General features: G+C 30.9%; 22 protein-coding genes. 10 read left to right on the top strand and 12 right to left on the bottom strand.

Going from position 1 to position 24,634, the window contains the following annotated elements:
• Window positions 1-33 precede the first annotated feature (33 nt).
• The 3 genes from DEFDS_RS07865 to DEFDS_RS07875 are packed head-to-tail and all read right to left on the bottom strand — an operon-like array spanning window position 34 to window position 2,915.
• The gene (locus tag DEFDS_RS07865) at window positions 34-1,458 is read right to left on the bottom strand and encodes an HD family phosphohydrolase (RefSeq protein ID WP_013008270.1); all 1,425 of its coding nucleotides are present in this window, start codon (window positions 1,456-1,458) and stop codon (window positions 34-36) included.
• The gene (locus tag DEFDS_RS07870) at window positions 1,448-2,464 is read right to left on the bottom strand and encodes a hypothetical protein (RefSeq protein ID WP_013008271.1); all 1,017 of its coding nucleotides are present in this window, start codon (window positions 2,462-2,464) and stop codon (window positions 1,448-1,450) included. The genes DEFDS_RS07865 and DEFDS_RS07870 overlap by 11 nt, the downstream gene beginning before the upstream one ends.
• 37 nt (window positions 2,465-2,501) lie before the next feature.
• On the bottom strand, window positions 2,502-2,915 hold the full coding sequence (locus DEFDS_RS07875; protein ID WP_013008272.1) for a Fur family transcriptional regulator: 414 nt from the start codon (window positions 2,913-2,915) through the stop codon (window positions 2,502-2,504).
• 153 nt (window positions 2,916-3,068) lie between these two features.
• On the opposite strand from DEFDS_RS07875, the gene rbr reads away from it, so the two are divergent.
• The 4 genes from rbr to DEFDS_RS07895 all read left to right on the top strand — a co-directional run bounded on the left by rbr (window position 3,069) and on the right by DEFDS_RS07895 (window position 8,999).
• On the top strand, window positions 3,069-3,668 hold the full coding sequence (gene rbr, locus DEFDS_RS07880) for a rubrerythrin (protein ID WP_013008273.1): 600 nt from the start codon (window positions 3,069-3,071) through the stop codon (window positions 3,666-3,668).
• Window positions 3,669-3,925: 257 nt separating this feature from the next.
• Window positions 3,926-5,095, top strand: coding sequence for a class I SAM-dependent rRNA methyltransferase (locus tag DEFDS_RS07885; protein ID WP_013008274.1), 1,170 nt, complete (start codon window positions 3,926-3,928; stop codon window positions 5,093-5,095).
• Window positions 5,092-7,875: a DEAD/DEAH box helicase gene (locus DEFDS_RS07890; protein ID WP_013008275.1), complete on the top strand. Its 2,784-nt coding sequence runs from the start codon at window positions 5,092-5,094 to the stop codon at window positions 7,873-7,875. The genes DEFDS_RS07885 and DEFDS_RS07890 overlap by 4 nt, the downstream gene beginning before the upstream one ends.
• Window positions 7,875-8,999 carry an aminopeptidase gene (locus DEFDS_RS07895; RefSeq protein WP_013008276.1) on the top strand — a complete coding sequence of 375 codons (1,125 nt, stop codon included), beginning with the start codon at window positions 7,875-7,877 and terminating at the stop codon, window positions 8,997-8,999. The genes DEFDS_RS07890 and DEFDS_RS07895 overlap by 1 nt, the downstream gene beginning before the upstream one ends.
• Before the next feature lie 201 nt (window positions 9,000-9,200).
• Here DEFDS_RS07895 and DEFDS_RS07900 read toward each other — a convergent pair whose 3' ends face one another.
• From DEFDS_RS07900 to DEFDS_RS13335, 5 genes are all read right to left on the bottom strand, one after another.
• Window positions 9,201-11,123 carry a putative nucleotidyltransferase substrate binding domain-containing protein gene (locus DEFDS_RS07900; protein WP_013008277.1) on the bottom strand — a complete coding sequence of 641 codons (1,923 nt, stop codon included), beginning with the start codon at window positions 11,121-11,123 and terminating at the stop codon, window positions 9,201-9,203.
• 12 nt (window positions 11,124-11,135) lie between these two features.
• Window positions 11,136-11,501 (bottom strand): hypothetical protein, encoded by a 366-nt coding sequence (locus DEFDS_RS07905; RefSeq protein ID WP_013008278.1) that lies wholly within the window; start codon window positions 11,499-11,501, stop codon window positions 11,136-11,138.
• Between the two features lie 101 nt (window positions 11,502-11,602).
• Window positions 11,603-13,402 carry a sodium:solute symporter family protein gene (locus tag DEFDS_RS07910; RefSeq protein ID WP_041223687.1) on the bottom strand — a complete coding sequence of 600 codons (1,800 nt, stop codon included), beginning with the start codon at window positions 13,400-13,402 and terminating at the stop codon, window positions 11,603-11,605.
• 11 nt (window positions 13,403-13,413) lie between these two features.
• Window positions 13,414-13,671: a DUF4212 domain-containing protein gene (locus DEFDS_RS07915; RefSeq protein WP_041223945.1), complete on the bottom strand. Its 258-nt coding sequence runs from the start codon at window positions 13,669-13,671 to the stop codon at window positions 13,414-13,416.
• On the bottom strand, window positions 13,664-13,786 hold the full coding sequence (locus tag DEFDS_RS13335; RefSeq protein WP_269446352.1) for a hypothetical protein: 123 nt from the start codon (window positions 13,784-13,786) through the stop codon (window positions 13,664-13,666). The genes DEFDS_RS07915 and DEFDS_RS13335 overlap by 8 nt, the downstream gene beginning before the upstream one ends.
• A 389-nt stretch (window positions 13,787-14,175) precedes the next feature.
• Between DEFDS_RS13335 and DEFDS_RS07920 the strand changes: the two genes are divergently transcribed.
• The 3 genes from DEFDS_RS07920 (at window position 14,176) to DEFDS_RS07930 (ending at window position 17,107) form a co-directional block, all read left to right on the top strand.
• Window positions 14,176-14,640 carry an Hsp20/alpha crystallin family protein gene (locus tag DEFDS_RS07920; RefSeq protein WP_013008281.1) on the top strand — a complete coding sequence of 155 codons (465 nt, stop codon included), beginning with the start codon at window positions 14,176-14,178 and terminating at the stop codon, window positions 14,638-14,640.
• 129 nt (window positions 14,641-14,769) lie between these two features.
• Window positions 14,770-16,362, top strand: a complete 1,593-nt coding sequence (locus DEFDS_RS07925) for a glycerol-3-phosphate dehydrogenase/oxidase (RefSeq protein WP_013008282.1) — start codon at window positions 14,770-14,772, stop codon at window positions 16,360-16,362.
• A gap of 7 nt (window positions 16,363-16,369) precedes the next feature.
• Window positions 16,370-17,107: a glycerophosphodiester phosphodiesterase gene (locus DEFDS_RS07930; RefSeq protein ID WP_041223688.1), complete on the top strand. Its 738-nt coding sequence runs from the start codon at window positions 16,370-16,372 to the stop codon at window positions 17,105-17,107.
• Here DEFDS_RS07930 and DEFDS_RS07935 read toward each other — a convergent pair.
• The 4 genes from DEFDS_RS07935 to DEFDS_RS07950 all read right to left on the bottom strand — a co-directional run bounded on the left by DEFDS_RS07935 (window position 17,104) and on the right by DEFDS_RS07950 (window position 21,030).
• Entirely contained in the window at window positions 17,104-17,961 is an 858-nt protein-coding gene (locus DEFDS_RS07935; protein ID WP_013008284.1) for an ABC transporter permease, read from the bottom strand. The two genes, DEFDS_RS07930 and DEFDS_RS07935, sit on opposite strands and share 4 nt — an antisense overlap.
• Window positions 17,958-18,812 carry an ABC transporter permease gene (locus DEFDS_RS07940; RefSeq protein ID WP_013008285.1) on the bottom strand — a complete coding sequence of 285 codons (855 nt, stop codon included), beginning with the start codon at window positions 18,810-18,812 and terminating at the stop codon, window positions 17,958-17,960. Before DEFDS_RS07940 ends, DEFDS_RS07935 begins: the two co-directional genes overlap by 4 nt.
• Window positions 18,813-19,901 carry an ABC transporter ATP-binding protein gene (locus tag DEFDS_RS07945; protein ID WP_013008286.1) on the bottom strand — a complete coding sequence of 363 codons (1,089 nt, stop codon included), beginning with the start codon at window positions 19,899-19,901 and terminating at the stop codon, window positions 18,813-18,815.
• 67 nt (window positions 19,902-19,968) lie between these two features.
• Window positions 19,969-21,030, bottom strand: a complete 1,062-nt coding sequence (locus DEFDS_RS07950) for an extracellular solute-binding protein (protein ID WP_013008287.1) — start codon at window positions 21,028-21,030, stop codon at window positions 19,969-19,971.
• Between the two features lie 356 nt (window positions 21,031-21,386).
• Here DEFDS_RS07950 and DEFDS_RS07955 point away from each other — a divergent pair, with 356 nt between their 5' ends.
• The 3 genes from DEFDS_RS07955 to DEFDS_RS07965 are packed head-to-tail and all read left to right on the top strand — an operon-like array spanning window position 21,387 to window position 24,623.
• Window positions 21,387-21,839, top strand: a complete 453-nt coding sequence (locus DEFDS_RS07955) for a GatB/YqeY domain-containing protein (RefSeq protein ID WP_013008288.1) — start codon at window positions 21,387-21,389, stop codon at window positions 21,837-21,839.
• Window positions 21,826-22,344, top strand: a complete 519-nt coding sequence (locus tag DEFDS_RS07960; RefSeq protein ID WP_013008289.1) for a CvpA family protein — start codon at window positions 21,826-21,828, stop codon at window positions 22,342-22,344. Before DEFDS_RS07955 ends, DEFDS_RS07960 begins: the two co-directional genes overlap by 14 nt.
• Window positions 22,344-24,623, top strand: a complete 2,280-nt coding sequence (locus tag DEFDS_RS07965; protein ID WP_013008290.1) for an endonuclease MutS2 — start codon at window positions 22,344-22,346, stop codon at window positions 24,621-24,623. Before DEFDS_RS07960 ends, DEFDS_RS07965 begins: the two co-directional genes overlap by 1 nt.
• The last annotated feature ends 11 nt before the right edge of the window (window positions 24,624-24,634 follow it).

Here is a 24,634-nt window from a genome sequence, read left to right on the forward strand (position 1 = left end):
AAAAATCACCTTCGATTAAATCAGTTAATTATATTATACCATATTGTATATTTTTTTATCTATAAAAAAATTGGTAATTTTTTTATCAAGCTTACCTTTATCCGCTTCTTCTTTAATAATTTTCAAGGCAATGTCAATAGGAACTGCTTTTTTATACGGTCTATCTTTAGCAGTCAATGCATCATAAATATCAGCAATTGCCATTATTTTTCCAAATATATGTATTTCATCAGATTTAAGACCAAAAGGGTAACCAGTGCCGTCCAACTTTTCGTGATGTAAACAAGCAATTTTAGGTACATCTTTCAACTCTTTTGTCCATGGAATTTTAGTTAAATATTCATAAGTATGTAATACATGAGACTCAATCTCTCTGCGCTCTTCATCAGTCAGGGTACCCTTTTTCACAGAAAGTTGTTTAAATTCTACATCATCAATTAATTGATATTCTTCTCCATAACAATCTTTAAACTTTAATCTATAATATTTTTCTATCTTTTCAGATAAATCATCTTCCAATAGTGAAGGCTCATTAGATTTACTAATATCTTCGATTAAATCGCTGTACTCTGATTGTGTTAGATTGTTTAAACATGCATATAGTTTAGCTTTGTATAATAATTTTTCAAATTGATCATTATACAACTTTTTAGGTTTCATTAAAACAGCTTCTCTCACCCCAATTTTTCCGAAATCGTGTAAAAGTGTGGCATATTTTAATAATTTCCAGTCAACATCGCTCATTTTAAAATCGGGAAAGAGTGTGTCATCCTTATCCATTTCCTCAGCAATTTTCCAAGTAATTCGGTATACCCTCTCAGTATGACCCTTTGTAATAGGGTCCCTTGATTCAACAGCCTGTATACTGGCTCTTATAAAACCTTCAAACATGTTTTCAATACTTTCGTACAAAAGACTATTTTCTAAAGCTACTCCAATAATACCACTTAATGAATGTATAATTTCCAAATCACTTTCATTAAACGCAATAACATCACTTTCAAAATCACCTACTTTTTTACCAAAAGGGGTTTGCTTCTTGTTTATAAGCTGCAAAACAGAGATCAAATTATTTTTTGCATCAAAAATTGGTACTAACAACATACTTTTAGTTCTATAACCAGAAATTTTATCAAAATCTTTATTAAATCTAAAAGGGTATTTTTCATCAAGCATGTAAACATCATCAATTTTAAAAATCTCTTTTTTCAAAGCACAGTATCCCGCAATACTATTTTCATCCACAGGGATCGCGAACTCATTAAAAGCCACATTTATGGTATCATTTTGAGTATATTTAAAAATCAACTCATCTTTATCTTCATCATATAAATACACACTACCTGCATCAGCATTAACCACTTCTCTAATCAAATTAAGCATTTCATCAATTAATTCATTAAAATTCTTTTTGCTTACAAGTAAAGAAGTAATCTCTAAAAGTTTTTTAATATCCAATTTTGCCCCTTTTATACTGGAATGCTAAATACATTATACCAGAAAACAAGAAAAATATAAATGAAACATATAAAAATATTCTTTTCTCCAATACGAAATATACAGAAATTATTATTAATGAGAGCAGTAAAAACAATATTGTAAGAAATCTTATCTTTTTATCCTTAACAAAGAGAAAAAATAATCCAAAAGACGCCCATGCATAATGAGCAAAATGAGCATGTAATAGTAATATTACTCTGTCACCACCACTTTTAAATACAGTTAGTAAATACCAAAAACCAAAAATACCAGTAAGCAATAACCCCATAAAATTAAAAAAAAGATATTTTTCATTTATATAACCTGACTTTATAAAATAATACACAATTAAACATAATAGTATTGATGCACTAAATATTTCCACAAATTTTGATTTCAATAACATGCCAAAAAACAGTAGTAAAACACCACCCACAAGAACCAAAACAGAAAATATAACTTCTGTCTTTTTTACTTTTAAGTATTTTATAAACTCAGAAAAAAGTATTAATGACAATGGAAAAGAAAACGACAGATAATTATATGAAAATTTCGTTTGCATAATAAAAAATTTTTCAAAGTTTAGTGAATAAATAAAATAAATCCAATCTAAAAACAAAATCATAAAAGAGCTTTTAACAAAAAATCTTTCTAGACCTGCATAAGGTGAATTGTATCTCAGCATCAATGGTATAGTAAATATCAAAAATATAAATGAAATAATTGTAATCAAAATAGTATTTTTCAAAAAAATAGAAATCATCAAAACCAAAGAAAGATAAAAATAAATTTTATCTAGTACATCGAAAACGGAAGGGAAATTTCTTTTATTAACTACAACTGCTAAATATCCTGTGATAGCAAAACCTAAGATACCTACGAGACCGTGGATATAAACACCATCATTTACTCTAAAATAATCATTATAGAATAATGAAGTAACTGCCGTCAGAAAAAAGTAAAAAACAAACAGTTTTTTTAACATAAACTCTTTTTAACACAATAATATTAATATTACAACTTTATTGGCACTTTTCACATATGTAATACAGTGTTGTTTCAAATTTTTTTGGTTTTATCCCAATAGCTTTTTCAAAAAAATTTATTATATCATTTTCATCGATTTCGATATCTTTTATTGAGTTACATATTTCACATACCAAATGTATATGGTCAGTTTCATTAAACTCATACAATATTTTACTTCCAGAAAGTTTAACAGTTTTTATTATATTATTTTTCAATAAAAGATTTATATTGCTATAAACAGTGGCCAATGAAATACTTGGTAGTTCTTTTTTTATTTCATCATAAATTTCATCAATTGTTGTATGCCCACTATCAATCAATATCTCTAAAATCTTTACCCTTTGCGGAGTGGCCTTTAAATCATTCTTTTTCAAAACTTCTAAAATATATTCTTTCTGTTTTTTCATATAGCTATATTAAACATTATGAAAACAATTTCAACAATAAATTTTTATCAATAATTTTTATTAATTAATATTTTTATTTGACAAAAATATTTTTTTACTATACTCTAATCTTACAATCTGCTATAATTAAATGAATAAAACAAGGAGGAAAAAATGACTAAAAAAAGTTTAGAAGGAACAAAAACACTAGAAAACTTAATGAAATCTTTTGCAGGGGAATCTCAAGCACGAAACAGATATACCTTTTATGCATCAGTTGCTAGAAAAGAAGGGTATCGCCAAATAGAAGCACTTTTCATCGAAACTGCTGACAATGAAAGAGAACATGGTAAGAGGTTTTATAAACATGTTATTGAAAACCTTAATCTTAGCGAACCACTGATGGTTGACATTAAAGCATCATACCCTGCTCAACTAGGCAACACATATCAGAATTTATTAGCAGCTGCTGCAGGAGAGCATGAAGAATTTGTGGTACTTTACCCAGAATTTGCTGAAATCGCTGAAGAAGAAGGTTTCCCTGAAATAGCTCATCAGTTTAGAACGATAGCTGAAGTGGAAAAATGGCATGAAAAAAGATTTTTAAAACTAGCTGAAAATGTTGAAAAAAATAAAGTTTTTAAAAGAGATACCAAGGTATATTGGAAATGTAGAAACTGTGGTTACATTTTTGAGGGTTTTGAAGCACCTGCAACTTGCCCAGCATGTACACATCCACAAGAGCACTTTGAACTTTTTGTTGAAAACTATTAAACAAATAAAGTTTGCTGCACAGAAGTTAAACTTGTTAATATTATCTTCTTAGCTTTTGCTCCTCGCAATGACCCGGAAATTGGTCATTGCGAGCGTAGCAAAACATTCTTGTATTTTGAGTAGCTATAATGTATCAAACCTCAATATTCTCAAATCATTAAAGAGAGAGTACCCCTTTTTAACAAATTTTGAGCTACTTATTTTAATAATCATAAAATTAGTTTGACATAAATATCAAATATTGTTTAAATATTCATATGAAAAACCTTTATTTAAAAAAATCTTGCGATAAACGAGCTCAAAACGGTTATTTATGGATATTTTCAAATGAAATAGAAGATATAGGCAATTATTCTCCAGGAGAAGTTGTACGTATCTTTAATAGCTCAAAAGAATTTATCGGTATAGGATACATAAATCCACATTCTTTAATTTCAGTTAGAATCTTGAGTAGAAAAGATATTAATATTGATGAAAGTTTCATAGAAAATAGGATAAAATCTGCGTTGGCTCTCAGAGAAAAATTGTACCACAAGCCGTTTTATCGTCTACTGTATAGTGAAGGTGATTTTTTACCAGGAATTATAATTGACAGGTACAATGATATATTTTCCATACAACTAAATACATATTGGGCTGAAAAAAATAAGGATTTAATAATAAATACCTTGTACAATTTATTTGGTAATAACATAAATATCGTATTGAAAAATGATAATAAAATGAGACTACTTGAAACACTCCCTTTAAAAGTTGAATCTTTAAACAAAGATTTCAACGGAGATATTATTTTAGAAGAAAATGACATAAAAATGTATGTTAATATACTCAAAGGTCAAAAAACTGGTTATTACTTTGATCAAAGAGAAAATAAAAAGAAAATATCTTTCGTCTCAAAAGATAGTTATGTTGTTGATGCTTTTTCGTATATAGGTGGATGGGGGCTTAACGCCTTAAAACATGGAGCTAAAAAAGTTGATTTTGTCGATTGCTCCTCATATGTTCTGGAATGTGCAAAACAAAATGTATCCCTAAACAAATTTTCTGCACAAACAGACTTCATAAAAATGGATGTAATAGATTTTTTAAAAAATTTATCACAAGAAAAAGAGAAACCTGATGTCTTAGTTATAGATCCACCAGCTTATGTTAAATCTAAGAAAAAAATCAATGAAGCTATCAAAGGTTATATCAACTTAAACAAATGGGCCTTTAAATCTATTAAAAAGGGCGGTTTTATCTTTACATGTAGCTGTTCTCAGCATATAGATTTTGAAAAATTTATATGGATTATAAATGCTGCAGCAAGATCTGCTGGTAAAAAATTTAAAATTCTATCACCATTATCTCAAGGGTTTGACCATCCCATAAATCCAAAAATGTCAGAAACAAATTATCTGAAAGGGCTTTTTATTCAGGTATTATGATAAAATACCTTATCCCTTATCTAAAAAAAGGGAAGATTGGGCAGTATATAGTCTTTGAAAGAGAAATTGGTGAAAATAAAGCTAAATATAAATCCATTGATATAATACAAAACCAAACGATAAAAGATGCACTAAACAAAAATGGAATTGAAAATCTATATTTACATCAAGCTAAAGCGTACCGTCTCTTAAAAAATGGTGAAAATATACTTATCACAACCCCAACTGCTTCAGGCAAAACATTATGCTATAATTTACCTATTTTAGAAGATATTTTAGAAAATAGAGCCAAAGCACTTTATCTTTTCCCAATGAAAGCATTAGGGTATGACCAAAAAGAAAAATTACTTGAGATTGCAAAATTCATTCCTGATTTTAAACTCAACGTACAAATTTTAGATGGTGATACCAGTAAAGTTAAACGCAGGAGAATCTTATCTTCGGAACCAGATATAATTATTACCAATATTGATATTGTTCATTACTATCTGTTGCCTAAAATGGATGAGTGGTATAATTTTATCTCTAACCTAAAATATATCGTGATAGATGAGCTTCATGTTTATCGAGGAGTTTTTGGCGCACATTTCAAAAACATCTTTGACAGATTAAAGAGATTTATACCTGATGTCCAAGTCATTGCATCTTCAGCAACTGTTGGTAACCCTCTCGAATTTACAAATGACCTTCTAAATATAAATTTTAATCACATTACAGAAAGTGGAGCTCCTACTGCAAAAAAGTACTTTTTACTAATCAACCCAGAGGATATCCCACCTGCTAATATTGCAACATACTTAATTAAAACATTAATTGAATCTGGAATAAAAACTCTTTGTTTTACAAAATCAAGAATGCAAACAGAATCAATCTATAAAAGTCTCATTAATAATAAAAATATCAAAAAAGATAGTGTGTCTTCATACAGAGCTGGTTTTCTCCCAGAAGAAAGAAGAGAAATCGAAAAGAATTTCAGAGACGGTAATTTAAAAGCTGTAATCTCAACAAGTGCTTTTGAACTGGGGATAGACATAGGAGGAATCGACGCTACAATTTTAGTGGGTTATCCTGGTTCATTGATGAGCCTATGGCAAAGGGCTGGAAGAAGTGGGAGACACGGAAATGACAGTTTAATAATTTTAATACCCACTAATGATGCTCTTGATCAATATTTTGTAAAATACCCTGAAAAACTTTTTAACTCCAGTTTTGAAGACGCAATCATTGATAAAGAGAATGAGCTCATTAATAAACAGCATATATTCTGTGCTGCATATGAAAAACCTATATCAGTTCAAGAAAATTACTACTTTTCAAATAAAAAACTCATCTCTTCAATGGTAGAAAACAGCGAACTGTTTTATGTTGAAGATAAAAACAGTTTAATAACATTGAAAAAGTTTCCACATAAAGAAGTTGATTTAAGAAACTCCGGTCATACGTATACAATTACTTTTAATAACAAAATTATCGGAACAAACTCAGCAAAAAAAGCCTATACAGAAAACTATAAAGGAGCAATTTATTTACACAGAGGAGAAACATTTATTGTAGATGATATTGATCACGATAAAAGAGAAATCAAAGTTTATCCTGCAAAACCAAACTATTACACGAGAGCATTGATTGAAAAAGAGACAGATATTTTAGAAACATACTCTACTAAAAATTATGAAAAATACACATGTAAATTTGTCAGATTAAAAGTTAAAGAGCAACTAAAAGGGTATGAAAAAATAGAAGAGAATACTGGTGTAAAACTGGGTAAAGTGGAGTTAGAAGAAAATCCCATATACTTTGAAACAAAAGGTATAGTTATAGAGTTTAATTATAATTCAGAAACAAACCTGATGGGCTCTATTCACGCGTTAGAGCATGGCTTAATAGCAATGATTCCTTTAAAAATACTGTGCGATAGAAATGACATAGGGGGTATTTCATATCCTGAACATCCACAAACAAATAAAACATCAATCTTCGTTTATGATGGTTACCCAGGTGGGATAGGTATTGCTAACAGGATATTTAACAATATTGACACACTTTTGAATTTGACTCTAGATAATATAAAAAACTGTAACTGTGAAAATGGTTGTCCAGCTTGTATCTATTCCCCAAAATGTGGCTCAGGCAATTACCCACTTGATAAAAACGGAGCAATAGAGTTGTTAAATTTTCTTTTAAACAAAGAGGTCCCTTATAAAAAGAATAGGCAAAAAAATATTATTAAAGATGATGTAATTATTTTTGATATTGAAACTAAATATTCAGCGGATGATGTTGGTGGTTGGAAAAATGCACATAAAATGGGTATAGCAATACTCGTTGCCTATTCATACAAAAACAATAAATATTTTATTTATGATGAAAAAAACATATCAGACTTTAAAAGTTTACTTGATAAATCAAAGGTAATTATCGGTTTTAATATTATAAATTTTGATTTAAAAGTTTTGACCCCTTATATAAAATTTGACTTTAAAGAAACCTACATTTTGGATATTTTAACTGAAATAAAAAATATCACAGGTAGAAGGTTTTCACTGGACAACATTGCATCTTCAACTTTAAATACAAAAAAATCAGCAAATGGACTGCAATCCATTAAATGGTTTAAAGAAGGAAAAATCGATAAAATCATTGAATACTGTAAAAAAGATGTTGACATCACTAAATCTATTTTTGAATATGGAATAAAACATAAGAAAATATATTGCAACTTAAAAGATTTAAAAGTAGAAATCCCCGTAAACTGGGATAAATATGGCTGGAGGGACTAATGAAAGAACATACTCTTAATATAGTAAAAAATATATTTGAATTAAAATATAATGAGAAGTTTCTGATTTTATCTGAAAAATATTCAGAAAAATCAGATGTAAATGAAAAAGATAAAATCAGATGGAAAAATTTAAATGAATTTACGAAAAAACTTTATAACGAAATAAAAAATTTGCATAACAATACCATACTTTTAGAATACAATTCCACCTTAGGTCATGGTAAAGAACCGGAGTTAAAAGTATGGGAAAATGTCTTTGGTGAAAACTTCATAGAATTTCTAAATAAAGAATCTTTAACTACAAAGATCTTAAATAAACAACTAAATGAAGATGAAAAACAGAATATTGAAAATTTTATCAAAATAAATCCTCCAAAGTATCAAGCTATTATGGCATTAACAAACTATTCCACGAGCCATACATTTTTTAGGAAACTGTTTACTCAGTACGGGAAAGGAAGATATGCAAGTATGCCTCTATTTGACCCAGAGATGTTTAACAGTTCAATGAAAGCAAATATTGATGAATTGGCAGATTTTACTACAAAATTAGCAAATTATGCCTCACAATTTACTAAATTTCATATTGTAAGTGAAAATGGTACTGATTTAGTAATTGTAAGAGGGGAAAGGAAATTGATTCCTGATACTGGGAAATTAAATAAGCCTGGTTCTTTTGGAAATCTACCAGCTGGTGAAGCTTTTGTTGCACCAGTGGAAGGTGAAAGTTATGGTGTACTGGTAATAGAATATGCACCAACAAGAAAACTAAAATCTCCTTTGAAGCTAATCATTAAAAATGGGGTTTTAGTAGATATTGAAGGCAACGAAGAGTATTCCAATGAGTTAAAATCAAAAATTTCTGAACACCCTAACAATAAATTTGTTGCAGAGCTTGGTATAGGTACAAACAAATATGCAAAAATGTTAGATAATATTTTAGAATCAGAAAAAATTTATGGAACGGTGCATATTGCTTTTGGCGACAATCACGCTTTTGGTGGAAAAAACCAAGCACCATTTCACGAAGACTACCTCGTTTTAAATCCTACTGTTTATGGTATTAATGAAAATGGGGATAAAAAAATTCTTTTAAAAGATAAAGTATTCTATTTAGAATAAAAAAGTTATAGTCATTGCGAACGAAGTGAAGTTATCTCCCAAACAGAGTATATTGTACAGTAATAGTTATTCAAGTCCCTAGATTATTTTGCTCACGCTAGCAATAATGGCATTTTATGGTCATTGCGAGGAGTTTTAGCGACGAAGCAATCTCAAATTCAAGATAGTTCCAAAATTAGACTATTATGTAATATCCTCAAGTTATAAACCAACAATTCTTGCAAAATGTCTTCTTGCTGAATCTTGAAATTTATCTGTAACTCTAAAAGCTTCCTTTAATGCTTCCTGCTCATCTTTACTTAAAGAGTAAGGGTCTAAATAATGACTTGGCCCTTGCCCTTTTTCAATAAGCTCTACTTCATTTTTCAACCTTAAATAAGTAAAAAACTCCAAAGCTGCTTTCAAGTTTTCAACGGTTACACTGTTAAAAACACCTTTTTCTAAAAGCTTCTCCATCCTTTCCATAGTGTTTGTATTATGAATACTGTGCTCAAGTGCATACATCCTTATACAGTCCACTATAAAAATACTTCCATTCTCTTTGACAGACAATTTACCTTTTTTATCAGGTTCATTAGAGGTAATAAATCTACCCAAAACACCTAAAGGAACTTTATGCTTATAATCTACTTCCATTAATTGATATAAAAATATTGCATTCTCTTTTACCTCTTTGAAAATAAAATCCCTTAATCTATTACATAAATCGCCATCACCTATCAAAGGGACAAAATCAAAAAATATCGTAGAATACCTAACCCATTGAGGTTCTGGCACTTCAATCCATTTACTTACTCTTTTCTCCCATTCACTATATCTTCCAACCCACAATGGATTTGTAACCATAACATTACCGTGACATTTAGGATATCCTACATATTCCAAAGCATCTACTAATTTGTGAGAAAATATCGACATATATTTCTTAACTTCTTCATCCTTCTCATCAGGATAATCTTCAAAAATCATCCCATTATCCTGATCTGGACCGAGCAGCATCTCTCTTCTTCCACCACTACCCATTATCAAAAAAGCAAACTTTACATCGGGAAAGTTGTATCCGTTTATTTCCATCTCCCTTTTTACAAGTTCAAAACATCTTTGAATAATTATATGATGAATATATGATAATATTTCCATGGTCTCTAACTGAGACCTATTTTCCATTAACAAAACTTTTGCCACAAAAATCAATTCTTTTTTAATCTGTTTCAACTCATCAAGAGTCTTAGCCTCTTTAGCCCTACCAACCAGCAAAACAGTTTTTTGACTTCTAAATCGTAGTAAATCTCTGACCGTTACAATTCCAAGGATTTTGCCATTTTCTACCACAGGCAAGTGTCTTATACCATGAGAAATCATAAATGCTGCAGCCTCATACATATAAGAATCAGGAGATATAACAAATGGGTTAGGAGTCATAACATCTTTAGCTTTAGTATCTCTTAAACAAACACCAATTTCTCTAGCTAATACTTTAGTCACCAAATCTCTTTCAGTAATTATACCTAACAACTTACCAACACCATCACATACCAATACAGAACCTATCCCTTTTAACGTCATTACTCTCGCAATTTCTGACACAGTAGCTTCAGGTTTGCACGTTTCCACAGGTGAAGACATTATTTCACTAACTTTCTTTTGAAATGGATACGCCTCAACCTGAGCAATAGGATCTAATACTTGGGTTTTTACAACTTCTTGGTATAGTTTTTTTATCCTTGAAAAAACAGACTTACTAAAATATCTTGCAACTTCTGGAAATTTACCTGATATTTTTAATATAATTTCTTTTGGTATTAAAAGTGCTTCTACTTCATCAGCTGTTCTTGCACCTGCTGTATAACCGCTATCACTAAAAATTGGCGTCCAGCCAAAGAAATCGCCTTCATACCTTCTATCTACTGTTATCTCAACACCTTCATCCGTTTCTGTAATGATTTCCACTTCACCTCTTGAAATAAAATAGAGATAACCAGTAGGTTCGTCATACTGAGAAAAAACAATTGTACCAGGCTGATATATTTTAACTTTAGAGTGTTTTTCTATTAGCTCGAAAACATCATCTGGAAGGTTATCAAAAGGTTTTACACTTCTTAATTTTTTTACAGCATCATACATAATAAAACTTAATTAAGCTGCTCTTTTCTTTTTAGGCACAATGGGATGAGCTTGAGTTTTAATAATAAAATCTCCTATAATTTTAAACCAGATTGTTAAACCAGCAATTTCTGTCCAAACTTCATAAGGATACGCAAAAACTACAACTCCTAATATTGCCCAAGCAGCTGCAAGTCCAGCTATAAGATTTAATCCACCAACATATGGGGCCCATTTTGCAGGATTTTTTGGTGGTTCCCCTCTTTTTAATGCAACATCAGAATAATCTTTTTTTATAAAAATTCTATATGCTCTTCTTAGCCAAAAATAAGCCATTGGGTAAAGCCCCAAAAATAAAATCCATGTCATAACGGTAAAAACATCTATTTGCAGCTCCATTAAACACCCCTTTTATTATTATAACATATATTTTGTGTTTGTTAAGAAAACAATTTTCTAAAGAAAAGCCCCCTCTAAAAGAGGGAGCTTATCAGATATTATTAATGTCCAGCAGCTGCCTCACCAGCACCTTTTGGATAACGTACATTTTCAACCATTTCAGCGATATCTTCAGGAACAGGAGCTGTCATATTCTTAACGATGAAAGCAACTATAAAGTTAAGTAACGCACCGATTGCTCCGATAGCGTTTGGCTCAATACCTAAGAACCAATAACCATTGACAGGTTTTGGGAAATAAGCTGTACCTTTTATAAAGAAAAGTCCTTTATAACCAAACACGTAGAACATTGTAAATATAATACCAGCAAGCATACCAGCGATAGCACCCTGTCTATTCATAGTTTTACTGAATATACCCATCATAATAGCTGGGAATAATGAACTTGCAGCAAGACCAAATGCTATAGCAACTGTACCAGCAGCGAAGTCAGGTGGGTTCAAACCAAGATAACCAGCAACGATAATTGAACATGCCATAGCTATCCTACCAGCCATCAATTCACCTTTTTCACTCAAGTCTGGCATAAGGAAATTTTTCAACAAGTCGTGAGAAATAGCTGATGAAATTGCAAGCAATAAACCAGCAGCGGTTGATAATGCAGCAGCAAGACCCCCTGCAGCAACCAAACCGATTACCCAGTTAGGAAGCTTTGCAATTTCAGGGTTAGCAAGAACCATAATATCTCGGTTAACTACTAATTCATTACCTTTCCAACCAGCAGCTTCAGCTTTTGCCTGGAATGCTTTATTCTTATCATTATAGTACTGAATACGGCCATCGCCATTTTTATCTGTAAACTTAAGAAGTCCAGTTACTTCCCAACGCTTAAACCAGCCAGGTCTATCTTCATATTTAATGTTATTCTCAGGTGCAAAAACATCTCCACCAGTTAATAATGCTTTGTTTAGAGTAGTATGAAGATTAAGTCTTGCCATAGCACCAACAGCAGGAGCTGTTGTATAAAGAATAGCAATGAAAAGAAGTGCCCAACCAGCTGATGCACGAGCATCCCTAACTTTTGGCACTGTAAAGAAACGCATAATAACGTGTGGCAAACCAGCAGTACCAATCATCAGAGATAGTGTATAAACAAACATATTTAGCTTACTGATTCTCACACTTGTTGAATATTTAGCAAAACCAAGCTCTGTAACAACTTGATCCAATTTATCCAACAAGTACATATCACTACCGGTAAAATGTGAACCAAGACCAAGCTGTGGTATTGGATTACCAGTTAAATGCATTGATATGAAAATAGCAGGGATAACATAAGCAATAATTAATACACAGTACTGAGCAACCTGAGTATAAGTAATACCTTTCATACCGCCAAAAACCGCATATGTAAAAACTATTGCCATACCAACGATTACACCAGTAGTTTTGTCAACTTGCAAAAATCTTGAAAATGCAACACCAACACCAGTCATCTGACCAATAATATATGTAATAGAAGCGATCAAAAGACATAAAACAGCAACAACTGCTGCACCATTTGAATAGTAACGTGTTTTGAAAAAGTCAGGTACTGTATATTTTCCAAACTTTCTCAAATATGGTGCAAGCAATGTAGCAAGTAAAACGTAACCACCAGTCCACCCCATAAGGAAGAGTGAACCACCATAACCCATAAATGCAATAAGACCAGCCATAGATATGAAAGATGCTGCAGACATCCAGTCAGCTGCAGTAGCCATACCATTTAAAACTGGATGTACACCACCGCCAGCTACATAAAACTCTTTAGTACTACCAGCTCTTGACCAAATAGCGATACCTATATAAAGTGCAAATGTAAGACCAACAATTATATAAATAGTAGTTTGTAAACCCATAACCATCCTCCCTAATCTTCATGCACGTCGAATTCACGATCGACTTTATTCATTATGCTGGTATAAACGAAAATGAGAATCACAAATATAACTTCAGAACCCTGATTAGCAAACCAGAAACCGAGACCATAACCACCAATTTTAATTGCATTTAAAGCATCATAAAAAAGAATACCAAAAAGATAAGACACAACAAACCAAATTATCAGAATATTTCTGATAACTGATAAATTCTTCTTCCAATAGGCTTCCAACTTCTCCTTATCCATCATAAAAACACCTCTCAAAAAAATTTTTAAAAAGACAAAAACTAAAAACAGTAAAACTCGTGCTTCCTACTTTTCTGCTACCACCTCCTTTCATTGTTCTTATAAATATATTCATCAACTCACCCCCACACTGTTATATTTAATACATTGTTTTATCTTTGTCAATATTTAATCACTACAAACAAAACCAATATTTTACCCTATTGCATACTGTATATTGTATACAGTATGCAATATGCTACAATATATTGTCATTACATATATTTTTATACACAAATATTATCACATTGTTCTAATTTGTGTTTGTTGATATTTTTTTATTTATAACTAGATTTTATTTTTTAAATTATAACCATTATAATCTACGACAATTAAAAACAATGCTTTAAAACAGCAATGCTATTCACAATAAAAGTGAGTCCACCCAACAAAAAATACTTGACATAAATTGACTCAGATTTATTTTAATTTATGGAAATAAAAAATAGTAAAAGGAGGTGGGTTATGTTGGAAAGATTCAGAGGCAACAAACCTGCTGTAGCAAATCCTTTTAGAGAACTATTAACTTTTCAAGAAGAAATTAACAAATTGTTTGATGACTTCTTTAGAGCACCTAAAGCGTTAGATGATACAGTTGCATTTGCACCAGATATAGACATTGCAGAAACTAAAGATGCATTTATTGTGAAAGCAGATCTTCCAGGAATGACTGAAAAAGATATTGAAGTAAGCTTAACCAACAACATTTTAACAATTAAAGGTGAAAGAAAAGAGGAAAAAGAAGAAAAAGACAAAAACTATTTCAGAAAGGAAAGAGTATTTGGAACATTTTTAAGAGAAATCCAAATTCCAAAAAGGGTTCAAACAGATAAAGTAAAAGCTAAATTTAAAAATGGTGTTTTAGAAATAGAACTTCCAAAAGCTGAAGAAGAAAAAGAGAAAACTGTAAAAATCGAAGTAGAAAAATAAGTAGACAATAAAAGGTGGGTAAAGTATCCCTTTACCCACCTCCTTTCTTTTTAAATAATACTCAATTTTAAAAATCCCCACCAAAATAATCCTCTTTAAATTCATCTCAAAATATATTAAGATTTAAATATGACTAAAATAGATAAATATTACGATCTTATAATAATTGGTGGTGGTGCAACAGGAGCTGGTGTAGTATTAGATGCTGCATCCAGAGGTATTAAAACACTTTTGATAGAAAAAAACGATTTTGCTTCTGGTACAAGTAGCAGAAGTACAAAATTGTTACACGGTGGAGTTAGATACTTAGAAGCAGCAATTAAACATTTTGATAAAGAGCAATACCACCTGGTAAAAGATGGTTTAAAAGAGAGATATCTCTTGATAAAAAACGCTCCACACCTATGTCACAAAATTTCTTTGTTAACCCCATTGTACAAATGGTATGAAATCCCATATGTTTTTGCAGGCTTAACAATCTATGATCTCCTTTCTAAAGATAAAAGTTTAGGCAGGAGTAGATTAATCGGCAAAAAAAATGCAATAAAAGATTTCCCTGCACTAAAAAAAGAGGGGCTCAAAGGCTGCGTTTTATACTATGATGGGCAATTCAACGATATGCGAATGAATATTTCTATTTTAAAAACTGCTGAAAAATTTGGTGCTCATATTAAAAACTATACCGAATTAAAATATTTCGTTAAAAAAAATGGTAAAATAACTGGCGTCATAGTTCATGATAAAATAAAAAATGAAGAAATAGAAATTGATTGCAAAGCTGTTATAAATGCAACCGGTCCTTTTACCGATTTAATAAGAAAGATTGATAACCCAGACTGTGAAGAAATTATGGAAGTGTCCTCAGGGATTCATATCGTTATAGATAAATCGTTTGCATCTGAAAAAACAGGTTTGTTGATACCAAAAACTGATGATGGAAGAGTTTTATTTGTCTTACCTTGGGAAGATGCTTGTCTTATCGGCACAACTGATGAAGAAGCGGAAGTTTCAGAATATCCAAAACCTAAAGAAACTGAAATCGATTATCTTTTAAAGCATATTAACAGATATTTTGACTTAAAGGTTACAAAAAACGATATAAAATCGGTATGGTCAGGGTTGAGACCACTTGTAAAGCATAAATCAACAAACTCCACAGCTTCAATAGTAAGAGACCATTATATCGAAGTTTCAAACTCTGGCTTAATAACTATCACTGGTGGTAAATGGACTACATTTAGAAAAATGGCTCAAGACACAGTGAATAAAATGATTTCTGTTAATCAATTTGATAATGTAAAAGACTGTATTACAGAATCCATAATTTATCATGGTAGCGAAGGGTTTAACGACAACTTTATTAAAGAATTTTATCAGTTTTGTAAATTAGATAATGATATAAAAAACCATCTTTTAAAAAATTATGGTATACATGCAAAAGATGTCTATGAATATGCTATTCAAAATAACCTGACTGATAGACTGTTAGAAAATAAGCCAATAATATTAGCTGAAATTTACTATGCAATTAACCACGAATTTGCCAAATTCCCTCTTGATTTTATAGCAAGAAGAATATCTCTCGCAGAAACAGATGTAAAGTCAGCTAAAAATGCTTTAGATAAAACTTGTGATATATTTGCAGAGCTTTTTGGCTGGAGTATTGAAGAAAAAACAAGTATAAGAAATAGTTCTTTGGAAATTTTAAATAATGCATTCTGAGGTTCCTATGAAAATTATAGCTCATAGAGGTGCTTCATTTTACGCTCCTGAAAATACAAAAGCAGCTTTTAATCTTGCAGTACAGTTTGGTGTTGATGGTCTTGAAATGGACGTTCATCTCACCAAAGACAATCAAATTGTGGTTATACATGATGAATCCACAGGACGAACTGGCGTCAAAAACTTTAGAATAAAAAGAAGCAAATATTCCACCTTGAAAAAAATTGATGTGGGAAGCTGGTTTGATCAAAAATATAAAGGTGAAAAAATCCCTCTTTTAGAAAATATCATCGATTCTGTCCCAGACTATCTCGATTTATATATCGAAATAAAGTGTGGAACAGAAATACTAAACGCTATCTCTTTGTTGATAGATAAATATAACAATAGAGTCGATAGATTTATATTTTTTAGTTTCAATTATGAAGTCGTTGAAAACCTTAAAAAACTCTTTCCAAATATCAAAGTACTTTGGATAGTTGAATACGGATACAATGTACCAAACCACCCCAAAATGTACAAAGATGTTTACAAAAAAATAGAATCTGCAAATTTAGACGGGATTTCCACTTTAGCTGACTTAACGCATTGTATTAGGATGGCCAAAGAAATAAAAAAGCACAACTGGATGTGGAACGTATGGACAGTGGATAACCCTCATCTTGCTAAGCAGTTTATGAACTTAGGTGTCACTTCCTTATCCACCAATAGACCAGACTGGATAATCAATCACCTCAACGCCTAATCATCTTTCTTTTTGCTAAAATAAAGGTTGATCAGGGCCAACGTAGAAGTAAATACAATCATCAAAAATGAAATGGCATTTATTACAGGTGTACTACCATCTCTTACCTGTAAATAAAGATTTATAGGAAGTGTTGGCTCAGAACCTACAAGAAATAAGGTTGTATTAAAGTTTTCAAAACTCATTAAAAATGCAACAGAACCAGCTCCAATTAACGCAGGCTTTAAATATCTCAAAGTTATATGCCATATCACCTCAAACCTATTAGCCCCAAGATTTAATGCAGCCTCTTCTAATGTTCTATCAAACTTTTTCAATCTTGCTGATACAACCAAAACTACAAATGTTGTAATAAATGAAAACTGTCCCAGCACAACAAGCCAAAATCCTGGTGCAAAAATGGGAGCCTCAATCCCCAATTTTTCTTCCAAAAACAGTCCCACACTATTACTTGCAAGAAGTATTGAAATACCAAGGATAACTCCAGGGATTACAAGTGGCGCAAGTGTTAAAAAATATAGTGCTTGTTTAAATTTAAACTCTTCCTGCTCAAATAAAAATGCCCCCATAGTCCCCACAATTAAAGATAGTATTGAAACAATAAAAGCAGTCTTTATACTAACCCAAATACTTCTTAAATTATTTACATCATGGAAAAGCCCTACTCTGTGACCATCATTTGCAAAAAACCAATCAAGTGTAAACCCTTTCCATGGCAGACTTGGAAAATCTGAATTATTAAAGGCAAGTATACAAGTTATTACAAGTGGTGCAAAAAGAAAAATATAAAATAATGCAATATATATTTTAAAAGAGATTGTATATTTTTTACTCTTTGGAAGACTCCTTATCATTGTACCACCTTGCTTAAATTTTGTTTAGTTATTTTAAGCCCAAGCCAAATTATAAATGAAGAAAGCAGTAACAACAAGAATCCAAATGCAGCACCCTGATTCCAGTTAAAACTTGCAATAAATTGCGTGTATATCTGCTCTGTAAACCAGAGAGAGTTTTTGCCACCAATTAAATTAGGTGTTAAGTAATTCCCAAGTGTAAGCATAAAAACTACAATGGAACCCGAAGTAAGTCCTGGTTTTGCATGTGGTAAAATAATTTTAAAAACTATATCTTTAGTGGATGCACCTAAATCGTATGCAGCTTCTATTAAATGATCATCAAGGCTCTCCATAACTGATATCAAAGGTACAACCATAAACAGCATAGATGTATAAACAAGCACCATAATCATAGAAACATCATTGTATAAAAACTCTATAGGTTTATCCAGTATCCCAAGCTTTAATAAAAAGTGATTTATCACTCCACTTTCTCTAAGCAAAATCATCCAACCATAAACTCTAACTAACTCGCTCACCCAAAAAGGCATTAACAATAAAATAGACAAAAAATTACTATAACGAGGATTAACAACTTTAGTGATATAAAAAGATACAGGCAAAGCAATAATTGCTGTAATTATTGTAACAATAATTGAATAAACCGCAGTCCTAACAAAAGTAAACCAATAAACAGGCTCTACAAAAAAGTTTTTATAGTTTTGTAGACTCCAAACAAGCTCACCTAAATCATTTTCAGATTTTAAAGACATAATAAGCAAATCTATATGTGGTATAACTATCAATAAAAATAACCATAAAACAACAGGTATCAAAAAAATATAAAAACCCAATCTAGCATGTTTCATTTAGTCATCCCTCTTTTCAAAAGCAACACAGTTGTCAGGAAACCAACCAACCTCAATTACATCACCAGGTCTAATGTAATCAAATTGTTTGTTTTGAGGAAGAGCAACAATTATCTCCTTACCACTATTTTCAATTACCGTTAACAACCTACTGTTTGCACCATCAAAAAGGATAGTTTTAACTCTCACATTAACTCTGTTTAAACCTTCTAACTTTTTATCTGGCTTTATAATGAAGGCTTCAGGCCTAACAAAAAATTCACAATCTTTTTTTGATAATTTATTCAAAATTTTTACTTTAAACTCAAACCCTTCATTTGTTTTAACAAATGCAAAATTATCTTCTTGTGATAATAAATCAGCATCCCAACTGTTGTTATCACCCACAAAGCTTGCTACAAATGATGTCTGAGGATGATGATACAAGTTTTGTGGAGTATCTACCTGCTCAAACCTTCCAGCATTCATCACAGCCACGTAATCAGACATAACTAGTGCTTCGGACTGATCATGGGTTATATAAACAAAAGTTGTTCCAACTTCAGTCTGAAGCTTTTTCAGCTCCACTTTCATTTGCTCTCTAAGTTTCAAATCAAGAGCACCCAAAGGCTCATCCAACAATAAAACGGAAGGCTCAAGCACAAGACACCTGGCAATTGCAATCCTCTGTTTTTGACCACCAGATAACTGATTTATAGATTTTTTCTCAAATCCAGGCAAACCTACTCTTTCCAAAATATCTTTTACCCTTTTTTTAATCTCACTATTTGGGACTTTTCTTCTTTTTAAACCAAATGCAATATTTTCTTCCACATTCATCATTGGGAAAAGAGCAAGATTTTGAAAAACGAGGTTCACAGGCCTTTTGTTTGGTGGAATTCCATTTACCAGATTTCCTCGGATATAGATTTCCCCTTCTGTTGGCTCAATAAAACCTGCAATCATCCTAAGCAAAGTTGTTTTACCACACCCTGAAGGGCCTAAAATAGAAAAAAATTTACCCTGCTCTACCTGAAAAGATACACCTTTTACAGCCTTGAAATCACCAAATTTTTTTACCACATTACGCACTTCTAAATCAAACTGCATTAGCAAACTCCAATATTGGTTTTATTAAACATAAAAAAGAGGGGGAATCCCCCCTCGTATTAATGTGTTAACGTGCTGATTTTACTTTATCAAGGATTTTAGCTTCAATTGACTCAATATTTGCTGGTACTGGAGGATACCATTTAATATTATCTATATCAACTTTTGTAAAAGAGCGTTTCAAATTATCTTTAACTTCAGGTTTTAAGTATTTTTCAGCATCCTTTGAAGCTGTAAAATAACCCTCTTTGTTTGTAAAATATGCTGCATTCTCTGGTCTCAACATAAAATTTATCCATTTATATGCTGCATCTAAATTCTTTGATTTTGCAGGAATTGCAAAAGTATCAATCCAGCCAAGTGCACCACTCTTAGGAGCTACAAAATCTATATTTGGGTTTTCTTTGTGGAGTTTCCAACCACCACCATCCCAACCCATTGCTACATACACTTCTTCCGATCTTAAAAGTTGTAACAACGCATCACCATTTGACCAGTAATTTTTTACTAAATCTTTAGCTTCGATAAGTTTTTGACCGATTTTTTCCATCAAAGCTTTGTACTCTTTAGGCTTGCTATACAATTCAAAAGGGTTATGTCCAAGAGCAAAAGCAAGGGCTATCAAAGTTGGTCTTTTAAGTCTATAACTAATTCTCCCTTTGTATTTTGGATCAAGAAGTGCTGTGTAATCTTTAGCATCAGGAGCATATTTTTTGTTTATTATCAATCCTGATGTTCCCCAGCAGAAAGGCACAGCATAAGATTTACCATTTACCAAAGTATTTTTCTTAACAGCACTAAGCATAGAAGGGATAATTTGATCAGTTTTTATTTTACTGTAATCCATTGGTCTGTATATTTTATACTTTTTCTGAACAGAAGAAATTCTATCCTGACTTGGCTGAGCAAGATCAAAACCAGCACCTCTTGTTGCTCTAAGCTTTGCAATCATCTCTTCATTGTTAGAATATGTAACTTCAACTTTTATACCAGTTTCCTTTTCAAATTTGTCCACTAATTCTTTTGGTGCGTACCCTTTCCAAGTCAACAGCCTTAATGTACCACCAGCATAAGCAGATGTTATACCAAAAGCTAAAACCAACAACATTACCAAAATACGTTTGCTCATAAGCATCCTCCTATATTTTTTAAAAACATCACTTACAATATACCTTCATAAGCATAATATCCAATAAGTCAAGTGCAACTTAACCAGTAATATCTTAATTTTTGTCAAAAAACATTTTTTATTGAAATAAAAATTAAAAAGGCTTAAATAGATTTGAGGATGTTGCACAATAAATGTACAAATTTTTAAGATTGCTTCGTTAAAACTCGCAATGACAAAATTTTAAAATCATTGCGAGGCAACGTAAATTTCCGAAGCAATCTCATGATAATTTCGTGCAACAGCTTCGATTTGTTTACTTTACTTGAAAAATAAGAATATTTATCTATAGTTGAAAAACAAACACGGAGGTAAAAATGGGGCTTAAAGAACAAATTTTAGAAGATATGAAAACTTATATGAAAGAGAAAAACAGTGTAGCACTTGGTGCTATCAGGATGCTTAGAGCCGAAATTAAAAATGCAGAAATTGAGAAAAAAGGTGAATTGACTGATGAAGATGTTATCAAAGTAGTTCAAAGTGCAATCAAAAAAAGGAAGGAAGCTGCTGAACAGTATGAAAAAGCAAACAGACATGAGCTAGCAGAAAAAGAAAAAAAGGAAATTGAAATTTTATCAAAATATTTACCTGAGCAATTAAGTGAAGAAGAATTAAAAAAAATCATCGCTGAAGAAATAAATAAATTTGAATCGAAAGATAAAAAATTCTTTGGGCAGGTTATGAAAAATGTTATGGCTAAAGTAAAAGGTAGAGCTGATGGAAAAATAGTTAATAAATTAGTTAGCGAGGCTTTCGATGGGGATAATTGATATAGTTTTACTCATCATTATTGGTGTCTTCGCCATAAAAGGTTTATTTAGAGGACTAATTGGAGAAGTATTTGGAATTTTAGGCTTAATACTTGGTTATTTACTTGCATATCAATATTACCAATTAACTGCTAAATTTGCCTCTGCTTTAGGATTTAACAAATCTGTTTCCGATGTTGTGGGGTTTGTAATCACATTCATCATTATATATACAATCATTATTATTATCTCTATTATATTAAAAAAGTTTTTTAAAAAGATTCAACTTGGATGGGCAGACAAATTAGGTGGATTTCTATTTGGTGCTTTAAAATCATCCATCATACTTGCACTTGCTTTATCTTTTTTGGTAAAAACACTTCCACCATCATTCAAACTTAATAAAGATTTACACAAATCACCTGTCGCTAAAAACCTTTTGAAAATTACTCCTTACGTTTTTGACTATTTAAATAAACTACCAAAAGAGAAAAAAAGAAACCCTTTTAGAAATATAAGATTTTGATGATAAACACTCAGCAACTCGAATTTGAAATATACAAAGATTTAATTAAAAAAAAGTTTATATCTTCTTTTTCTATCAAGTATCTTGAAAATTTAAAACCGTATCAGGTTTCAAATAAAATTATCGAAACACAGCAATATATTAACGAAATACTCAATTTTTTAGCAGCAGAATCTATAAAAATAGAAAATGATAGCGATTATTTTTCATTTTATAACAAACTGATGGATCCTTACGAATCTTTTACATCGAAGGATCTTGTAATATTCAAAAATTTTCACACTTATTTAAGAGATATAAAAAAGATACTTACCGAAAGCAAACAGATAAACAAACTAAAGAATATCCTAAAAGAGATATATACCTTTTCAAATTTAACTCAAGAAATTAATGAGAAAATTGGCAATGATGGAACAGTAAAATCAAATGCAACAGCTGAGCTTGCAAAAATCAGAAAAGATATACAAAGCGTTAGTAAGCAACTGGATACAATATTAAAAAAAATATTGTATGGGAAAAACTCAGACAAATTCATACAAGAGAGAACTATAGTTATTAGAAATGATAGATTTGTCATACCTTGTAAACCAAACTTTAGACAGTTTTTAAACGGAATAATTCACGATTTATCAAAAACTGCTCAAACTGTTTTTGTAGAACCATCAGAAACTGTAGAGCTTAACAATAAATATCAATCACTAAAAATAGCAGAAGATGAAGAAATTAGAAAAATTATCAACGAAAGTATCACTAAAATAAAATCTCATAGATTAGAATTAAGTAATACCATTTCAAACTATGAAAAACTTATTTTCTTTTTAGAGTATGCACTTTTTGTTAAAGATTTTGATATTACATTCCCAGAAATAAACGATAATATAAAGTTTAAAAAGATACACCATCCCATAATTTTTCTACATAAAAAAGAGGGCTCTATACCAATTGATATAGAATTTGAAAATAATAAAAATTTAATAGTGATAAGTGGACCCAATACAGGAGGGAAGACAGCCGCACTTAAATCGCTTGGGTTGAATCATATTTTAGCTATGTGTGGTCTACCACTATTTGGGCAATATGCAGAAGTAAAAATCTTTAAAAATATTCTTGCAGATATTGGTGATAATCAATCATTGATAATGGATTTAAGCACATTTTCTTCACACATGGTTAATATAAAAAAAATAATAGAGTCATCTGATAATAATTCGTTAATTTTATTGGATGAGCTTGGCACAGGCACAGATCCAAAAGAAGGGGCAATATTAGCTGTAGCAATTTTAAAATATCTTGTAGATAAAGGTGGATATATTGCAGTTACCACTCATTTTAATGAAGTAAAAGAATTTGCTTTAAAAAACAGTTTTGCAGAAAATTATGCTGTTGATTTCGACTATGAAACATTTACACCAAAATACAACCTTTTAAAAGGTGTTTTAGGTAAATCAGATCCAATCTTAATAGCAAAAAAACTAAAATTTAACCCAGAGGTTATAGAAATTGCTGAAAAATTATTAAAAGAAAAAAAAGGTTCTATAGAATTTGAAATAGAAAAAATCAACGAAATAAAATTGGAAACAGAATTACTAAAAAAATCGTTAGAAAATAAAAAAGCAGAACTTGAAGAAAAAGAAAAACAATTAGAAGAAAAAATCAAAGAATTTAACAATAAACTACAGCAAAAAGAAGAAAAGCTGTTGGAAGAAGCTTTTACTCTATTACAAAAAGGAAAAAATCTAATAAAAAATAGTAAACAATATTCTCCAAATGAAATTGATAAGGATTTAAAAATTGTCAGTAAAAAGTTGAATAAAATAAAAGAAAAAAAACCTAAAATAACAGATATTAAAATAGGTGATAAAATCCTTTTGGAAAAATATAATAAAATAGCTGAAATTTTGGAAATAAAGAAAGATACTGTTTACGTAAATCTTGAAGGGATTAAAATAGAATTGAAAAAATCTGATCTCATTGGAGAAAAGATAAAGAATAAAACTTTTAATAAAAAACTTGATATAAAGAGTGATGTAAAAAAAGACACATCTTGGGAAATCAATGTCATAGGTAAAAGAGCCGATGAAGCGTTAAGTGAGGTAGATAAATTTATAGATAAAGCCGTACTCTCTGGAGTAAACAGTGTATATATTATTCATGGTAGAGGGACAGGGATATTGAAAAACATTATCAGAGATTTTTTAAAAAATGACCCACGAGTAAAAAGTTTTAGAGCTGGGACTTTTCACGAAGGAGGAGATGCTGTAACTGTAGTAGAATTTTGATGGGAGCTACT

The organism is Deferribacter desulfuricans SSM1, assembly GCF_000010985.1.
In the GTDB taxonomy this organism is placed as follows: Bacteria; Chrysiogenota; Deferribacteres; order Deferribacterales; family Deferribacteraceae; genus Deferribacter; species Deferribacter desulfuricans.